This is a genomic window from Streptomyces sp. URMC 126, assembly GCF_051386555.1.
GTDB lineage: Bacteria > Actinomycetota > Actinomycetes > Streptomycetales > Streptomycetaceae > Streptomyces.
The window spans coordinates 1-7,800 of sequence record NZ_JBPQTX010000323.1; the positions used below are offsets into that span (position 1 = coordinate 1).

Consider the following 7,800-nt stretch of genomic DNA (forward strand, 5'->3'; position numbering starts at 1 on the left):
CCCCCCCCCCCACCCCCGCAGCACGCTGCGCGCGTTGTCCTCAAACGCCGGACGGGCTGGAAGGGGTGGGCGGGCGTTCTCAGGTGCCGGACGGGCTGTTACTCGTCGTCCTCGTCGTCCAGTCGCGCCAGCCACGTCGCCAGGCGCTCCACCGGCACCTCGAAGTCCGGGTTGAGGTCGACGAAGGTACGCAGCTGTTCGGCGACCCAGCCGAGGGTGACCTCCTCCTCGCCCCGTCGGTTCTCCAGCTCCTCGATACCGCGGTCGGTGAAGTACAACGCTCTCTCCGTCAACAGGGGATTCGAACAACAGGGGTTCGAAAGGGTCAGGATCGTCCCCAGGATAGGCGGGGGACGGCCGTCCCCGGAGCCGGGCGTTGGCCACGACCTCTCGCGCCCGTCACGTCCGAGGGCTAGCCTGCTGCATCATCGCGGTGACGACGCGGTGACAGCGCGACGACGGGGGGACGCGTGATGGACGGGATCACCCAAGTGCGGCTCGACGACGGCACGGTCGTGTGGGCCAGGATCAGCGAGGCGCAGGAGCTGCGCTCGGCCGGGAGCGGCGGGTACAAGGACTCGACGGCGGCGCGCCGCGTCGCCCAGCTGGCGAGCGGGCTCGCCGACACGGTGCGCGGGGTCGTCGACTCGCTGCGCATGGGGGTGGCGGCGGCCCGGCCGCAGGAGGTGCAGGTGCAGTTCGGCATCGAGCTCTCCGCCCAGGCCGGCCAGGTCGTCAGCCTGCTCACCGACGCGGGCGGCAAGGCGTCGATCAACGTGACGCTCACCTGGAAGGAGAGCGGACCGGCCGCCGGCGGCGCCCCAGGGGCGCCCACGACCCCCAGTGCTCCTTGAACCCCCATGAAGCCACCGTGCGCCGGTCCGTCGTCCGCATCTCCGGGGCCGGCGGCGGGCAGGAGTCCGAGGACGACCGGTTCTGGGGCACGGGCTTCTTCATCGCCCCGGGCTGGGCCCTGACCTGCGCCCATGTGGTGGGGAACGGGGGCGGCGGCGTACTGGACGGCACCACGGCCCTCGACGTCACCGACGGCGACGAGCGTGTCCACGAGGGCCGGGTGGTGTTCGTCCTGCCGCGCCCGGACGACCCCGACCGGCCGCCGGACCGCTGGCCGCTGCCCGACCTGGCGCTGGTCGAGGTCGCGGACGCCGACGACGCCGAATGCCTCTGGATGAGCGACCGTTCGGCGGTCGTCCCCGCCGACGTGGGCGTCTACGGCTGGTCGCGGGAGACCGGTGAGCTGGGCTGGCGCTACGGCACGGGTACGGCCACCGGCGGGGACGGCAGCGGCCGGGCGATGCTGCTGCGCGGCGAGATCCCCGTGGAGGGCTGCTCCGGCGGCCCGGTGGTGGACACCGGCCGGGGCGCGGTCATCGGGGTGAGCAAGGGGCGCGGGGCGCACCACGGGCTCGCGGTGCCGGTGACGGCCCTGCGCCGGATCGCCCACGACCGGCCCGGGCGCGACCGGCTGCACTCCGTCGTCCGCGCCCACGACCGCTATCACCTGCGGCACTACCGCGCCGTGGGCACCGGCCGCAGCTGGACCGGCATCCAGAAGGGCCTGCGGCCCGCCGTCGAGGGGTTCACCCCGGTGCTGCGGACCCAGCTGTTCGCCCGCCTCGCCGAGCTGACCCAGCCCCGTACTCCCGGCGAGGTGATGGCCCTGGTCGACCAGGCCAAGAGCCGGGTGATCCAGGACCCGTACCAGCCCGGCGTCGAGCACGACCCGCGCACCTGGCGCGAGGGCGTCGGCCTCCTGTACGACCTGCGGGACGGCGCCGAGGGCCGCGGGGACCGCATGGGGTGGCCGGGCGCCGGCACCGGCCCCGGCCGGGACCTGGAGCTGGAGGCGGTCCTGCTGTACGCGGCCTGGGTGGCGGCGGCGGTGAGCCGGCTCGGCGACCCCGCCGACGCGGGGCCGCTGCGCGAGCTGGCCGGCTGGGTGACCGGCAAGGCGGACCAGGTGCAGGACGTCGTCCGCAAGGAGGTCCAGCGGATCCTGCACGGCCACTCCGACCCCTGCCCGGACCGGCCGGTGCCGTCCGTCGGCGTCGTCCTGGCCAAGGACCGGCCCGGCCCGGTCGAGCCGGCGGAGGAGACCGACCCGCGCGCCCGGGCCGACGTGCTCGTGGAGATCGACGCCCTGATGTACGGCGACCGCTACCCGTGGCGCGTCAAGCTGCTGGGGCAGGACGACCGGATCACCCCCTTCCGTGACGACGTCCACGGCGCCCGCCGGGCGGAGCTCCGCGAGGCGCTGCGCGAACCGATAGCCGAGGCGCTGCTCCAGGGCGACGTCGGCGAGCATCTGGCGGCGCTCCAAGTGGTGCTGCCGCGCGAGCTGTTCGACGAGCCGGTGGCCGACTGGCGGCTGGTTCCGCCCGGGACGGACGACGACGGCCTCGACCCGCGCAGCATGCCGCTCGGCCAGCGCCGCGTCGTGGTCGTCCGCGACCGGCGCCGCCGGGACCTGCGGCACTTCCCGGAGTGGCAGCGGCGGTGGAACGGCTGTACGGCCGGCCCGCTGACCGCCGTGCCGCTGCGCGCGGAGGTGCCCGTCCCCGGGCACGGGGCGCGCCGGCCGGAGAGCAAGCACGCGGCGTACGCCCGGCTCTCGGACGTGGACCCGGCCGCCGTCCCGGTCTACTGCGGGCCGGTCTCGCACGGCGCGGGCGCCTCGGCCCTGGACGCGGCGCTCGCCGCCGGGCACGCGGTGGTGATCTGGCGGGGATGCGCCGGGGAGCACACCGATTGCGCCGAATTCCTCGACGAGGTGTCCCGACTGGTGTGCGAGGCGGCCACGGCCGAGGGACTCCACCGCCGGCTGCGCAATCTGCGGATCCGCTGTGCCGACCCCGAACAGCCGGACGAGGAAGCACGCTGGGCCCGGTCGGTCGCGCTGCTCCTGGACCCGCCGGAGCGTCCCGGTCCGCCCGGTCCGCCCCTCTCCGAGCCGGGTATGCGCCCGGGAGGCGGCCCGTGAAGGTGTCCCGGCGGAGTGACAGGGAAGTGACAGGGAAACGACGGAGCGAGACGGAAAGGCTCGGCAGGCCGAGCCCGGACCGGTACCGTCGTCCGGGGAGCGGAAACGGCGACGGCGGAAGCGTGGGGGCCCGGCCGGTCACGGCCGGGAGAGCCACGCCGGCAACGAGGAGCCCGATGTGAACGATTGGCGCATCTACCGGGGAGCCGGCCTGCCGCACGACGGCGTCCGCCGATTGCCGCCGCCGCCCCCGTGGCGCGACTTCGCCGCGGCCGGGCCCGACACCGGCGCCGGCACGGACCCGAGCGCGGCCCGCCGGCTGGGGGTACGGCGCCGGCTGGTGGAGAACCACCACCCGCGGCCGGAGGAGGTCGAGGCGGTCAACGCCGCGCTCTATCTGCGCCGCCCGCTGCTGGTGACGGGACCGCCCGGAACCGGGAAATCCACGTTGGCCCACGCCGTGGCCTACGAGCTCAAGCTCGGCCGGGTGCTGCGCTGGCCGATCGTCAGCCGCTCCACCCTCCGGGACGGCCTCTACCACTACGACGCCATCGCCCGCCTCCAGGACGTCCAGTTGGAGCGGGCCGGGGCGGACGTGGGGGCCGAGCGCCACTCCATCGGCTCCTACCTGCGGCTGGGCCCGCTCGGTACCGCCCTGCTCCCGGCGGAACAGCCCCGCGTGCTGCTCATCGACGAGCTGGACAAGAGCGATCTCGACCTGCCCAACGACCTGCTCAACGTGCTGGAGGAGGGCGAGTTCCGGCTCCACGAGCTGGAGCGGATCGCCGACCGCGAGCCCGAGGTCGAGGTCGGCACGGACGACGGCGGCCGGGCGGTGATCCGCGACGGGCTGGTCCGCTGCACCACGTTCCCGCTGATCGTCCTCACCTCCAACGGCGAGCGCGACTTCCCGGCCGCCCTGCTGCGCCGCTGCATCCAGCTCGACCTGGAACCGCCGGGCGAGGAGCAGCTGACCGCGATGGTCCGGGCGCACTTGGGCGACGAGGCGGTGACGGACGGGAGCGAGCTGATCCAGCGCTTCCTGCGGCGCGAGCCAGGCGAGGTGGTCGCCGCCGACCAGCTCCTCAACGCCCTGTTCCTCACCCAGCACGCCCCCAGCGCGGAACGCGTCACCCGAGAACGGCTCGCCGACATGCTGATGCAACCGCTGGACCGCCCGAGGTGATGAGCGATGACGGCGCCCCCCGAGCCGTGGCTGGAGGAGCTGGTCGGCCGGTTGCGGGCCACCTCCCAGGATCTGACCGCCGAGGAGATCGCCGACGCGGTGTGGCTGGCCGGCCGGATGACCCCGGACGCCGGGGCGCGGACCCCGCCCGGCGACGGCCCCGAGCGGCCGGCGGCCGGTGACGCGGTCGGCGTCGCGGCCGGAGGACCGCCCGGGCCGCCGGCCGGCGGGCGAGAGGCGGACGTCGCCCGGCCGGCCGCCGGTCCGCCGGAGTCCGTCGCCGTGCGCGCCGGCGGGCGCCGGACGCCGGAGACGGACGGCGGCGCGGCGGGCGGCGCGGTCCGCGAGCGGGGTACGGGCCTGGCCCGGACCACGGACGGCGCGGAGCGGACCTTCCCGGTCCGGGTGCCCTCTGCCGCGTCCCTGCCCGGCCTGCTGGGCCTGCAGCGCGCGCTGCGGCCGCTGCGCGGCTACCGGCCGCTCGCCGCGCCCCCGCGCGGGCCGCTGGACGAGGAAGCCACCGCCGACCGCGCGGCGCGCACCGGCGTCGTCCACCCCGCGTACCGCCGGGGCGAACGGCAGGCGGCGGCCATGCAGTTGCTGATGGATGCCTCGCCCTCCATGGTCGTCTGGGAGCGGATGCTGGACGAAATGGAGCAGCTCTGTTCGCAGTTGGGCGTCTTCCGTGACGTCCGGGTGCGCTATCTGCACCGGGCCCCGGACGGTACGCCCCTGATCGCCACGTCGGCGGCCGGCGGCGCCACCGGCCCCTCCCGGCAACGTCCGCGCCCCGCCGACCAGTTCCTCGACCCCTCCGGCCGTCGGCTCACCCTGGTCATCAGTGACTGCGTGGGCCCCCTGTGGCAGGAGGGGCGCGCCCAGCGGCTGCTGCACCGCTGGTCCGCGACCGCGCCGCTGGCCGTCGTCCAGCCGCTGCCGCCCCGGCTGTGGCCGCGCACCGCGCTGCCCGCCGAGGCCGGCACGCTCACCCGCGACCCGGGGGCGGGCGGCCGGCTCGGCTTCGAAGCGGACGGCTTCGGTCCGCCGCCCCGGCCGGGCGCGCTGCCCGTGCCCGTCCTGCTGCCCGTCCGCGAGGCGCTGGGCGCGTGGGCCCGGCTGCTGTCCGGCACCGGGCGCACGACCGTGCACGGCGCGGCCGGCTGGGTGCTCCCCGAGCATCCGGCGACGGCCCCGCCGCCCCCGGCGGAGGGCGACGCCCCGACCGCCGACGCCCGGCTGTCGGCCTTCCGCGCCTCGGCCTCGCCCGGCGCCCTGCGCCTGGCGGTCCACCTCGCGGCCGTCCCCCTCGCGCTGCCCGTGATGCAGATGGTGCAGCGGGCGATGCTGCCCGACACCGGCCCCATGGAGCTGGCCGAGGTGCTGCTCGGCGGGCTGCTCTGGCGGGTGCCCGCCCCGACGGGCCCGGACGCCGCCACCGGCCCCTGGTACGAGTTCGCCGACGGGGTGCGCGAACTGCTGCTCCAGTCCCTCGGCGAGGACGAGGCCGCGCTGGTGCTCAAGCACTGTTCCGACTACGTGGAACGGCACTTCGGCAAGAGCGCCCGCAACTTCTCCGCCCTCGCGGTCGCCCGGCTCCGCGGCCACCCGCTGCCCGACACCGTCACCGACGACCCCGACGGCGCCGACCCCGCCCCGGAACCCGAGCTGTTCGCCCGGGTCCCGGCCCGCGTGGTGCGCTGGTACCGGCCGACGCCCCCGCGGACCGGCCCGGTCGGCGAGGCGGCGGCCCTGCTGCGCCTGTGGCACGCTCAAGGCGACTCCGCCCTGCTGCGCGAGGCCCGCGACCTCGTCGCCCCCCTCGCGACGGCACCGCTCACCGGCGACGGTCGCGACGAGGCGGTACGCGCCCGGTTCGTGCTCGGCGGCGTCCTGCTGGCCCTGGCCGGCACCGAGGCCGTCCGCGACGACCCCGCCGGCCGCCGCGAGCTGCTCGACCGGGCCGTCGCCCTGCTCTCCGAGGCCCACGCGCACACGCCCCCCGGCACCGGGGAGCGCACCGCCGCGGGCACCGACGCGCACACCGCCAGCGGTCTCGAACTGGCCGCCGCCCACTGGGCCCGGTGGCGGGCCGAGACCGACCGGGCCGGCCGCGCCGACGACGCCGATCTGCGCGCCGCCGAGGCCGTCCTGCGGGCCCTGCCCGCGCGGACCGACCGCCGGCTGCGACTGGGCCGGGTGCTGCTGGCCCTCGCCGAGTCCGGCACCGAGTCCCGGATCACGCGCGCCGCCGAGGCGGCGGTGGAACTCCGCGCCGCCTGCGAGCTGCTGGAGGCCGAGGACGCGCCGGACGGGCGCCGGTGCGCCGCCCTGCTGGACCTCGGCCGGGCCCTGCGGCTGTCCGGCGAACCCCCCGCCGCCGTCCTCACCGTCCTCGACCGGGCCGCCGGGACCGCCGCGGACGAGCTCCAGTCGCTCTACGCCCACCTCGAACGCGCCCGGGTGCACACCGCCGCGGACGACGGCCCGCGCGCCGACGAGGCGTACACCGCCGCCGTCGCCCTCACCGGCCGGGACAGTCCGCGCCGTTGCGCGCTGCTCGCCGAGTGGGGGGAGACGCTCCTCGGCCGCGCCGAGGCGGCCGGGCCGGCGGGCGACGCCGGGACGGTCTCCCGCGCCGAGGCCGTGCTGCGCGAGGCGTACGCCGTGAGCCCCGGGCGCTCGCCGCGCCGCCCGCGCCTCCAACTGCTGCTCGGGCGCGCGTTAGTGCTGCGTTTCGGGCGGCTCGGCTTCCTGCCGGACCTCTACGAGAGCTGCCACCTGCTGGAACAGTCCGCCCGCCGGGCTCCGGACGGCGACACCCGGGCGGAGGCGTGGCTGGAGCTGGGCACCGCCCGGCTCGCCCTGCGGGAGCGTTCGTCCGGCCTGTCGCTGTCCGACGCGGCCGACGCGTTCGCCGCCGCGGCCGAACAGGCGCGCCGGAGCACCGGAGACGGCCCCGGCTCCGTCGTCGCCGCCCGTGCCTCGCACCGCCACGGGGAGGTCCTGGAGCGGATGGGGCTGCGCCGGCAGGCCCTGGCCGCGTACCGGGCGGCGGCGGGGGAGTGGCGCGACCTCACGGCACGGCTGGCGGACGTCCCCTGGGACGAGGTCGCGGCCACCCGGGAAAGCGTCGCCCGCCTTTCCGGCGGATGACCGGACGCCGTCCGAACGGGTTTCCGGATTACGGCGCCCGGGAAGAACCTCGCAGCCGTGAGGGGGCCGGCGGCCGGACGTCCGGCGGGAGTCGCGGCAGGGGCCGCGGCAGGGAGGAGCAGAGGGTGCCCAAGCACAGGAACGCCGCCGCGCCGGGCCCTGCGGGCGGAGCGGGGGCGGCGCCGCCGCTGCCCGACCTCAGCGGCGTCGGCCTGCGCGGCCTGCGCCGCCTCCGGGACCCCGGCCTGACGGCCGCCGTCGACAGCACGCTCCGGCGGCCGGACGAACTGGACGAGACCTGGTACTCCAGCGGTGCGCAGGGAGGCCGCTTACGAGAGCCGGCGGGGGCCGGCGGGACCGGCGCGTGACGCGCGGAGAACCGGCCGGGGAGCCCGCGCCGGGGGCACCATCCGGCCAACTGCCCGCCTCCCCGGGCGAGCCCCCGCCGGCTCTCGTAAGC

6 protein-coding genes are annotated in these 7,800 nt (G+C 77.1%); 5 read left to right on the forward strand and 1 reads right to left on the reverse strand.

The window, feature by feature from the left end:
- Positions 1-98 precede the first annotated feature (98 nt).
- Positions 99-278 (reverse strand): DUF6104 family protein, encoded by a 180-nt coding sequence (locus tag ACSNOK_RS27880; protein ID WP_004937694.1) that lies wholly within the window; start codon positions 276-278, stop codon positions 99-101.
- Positions 279-473: 195 nt separating this feature from the next.
- Between ACSNOK_RS27880 and ACSNOK_RS27885 the strand changes: the two genes are divergently transcribed.
- The 5 genes from ACSNOK_RS27885 (at position 474) to ACSNOK_RS27905 (ending at position 7,708) form a co-directional block, all read left to right on the forward strand.
- The gene (locus tag ACSNOK_RS27885) at positions 474-854 is read left to right on the forward strand and encodes a CU044_2847 family protein (RefSeq protein ID WP_436783554.1); all 381 of its coding nucleotides are present in this window, start codon (positions 474-476) and stop codon (positions 852-854) included.
- A 17-nt stretch (positions 855-871) separates the two neighbouring features.
- On the forward strand, positions 872-3,001 hold the full coding sequence (locus ACSNOK_RS27890) for a trypsin-like peptidase domain-containing protein (RefSeq protein ID WP_436783555.1): 2,130 nt from the start codon (positions 872-874) through the stop codon (positions 2,999-3,001).
- A 178-nt stretch (positions 3,002-3,179) separates the two neighbouring features.
- Positions 3,180-4,187 (forward strand): AAA family ATPase, encoded by a 1,008-nt coding sequence (locus ACSNOK_RS27895; RefSeq protein WP_436783556.1) that lies wholly within the window; start codon positions 3,180-3,182, stop codon positions 4,185-4,187.
- 6 nt (positions 4,188-4,193) lie between these two features.
- Positions 4,194-7,340: an SAV_2336 N-terminal domain-related protein gene (locus tag ACSNOK_RS27900; RefSeq protein ID WP_436783557.1), complete on the forward strand. Its 3,147-nt coding sequence runs from the start codon at positions 4,194-4,196 to the stop codon at positions 7,338-7,340.
- Positions 7,341-7,465: 125 nt separating this feature from the next.
- Positions 7,466-7,708 (forward strand): hypothetical protein, encoded by a 243-nt coding sequence (locus tag ACSNOK_RS27905; protein WP_436783558.1) that lies wholly within the window; start codon positions 7,466-7,468, stop codon positions 7,706-7,708.
- Positions 7,709-7,800 lie beyond the last annotated feature (92 nt).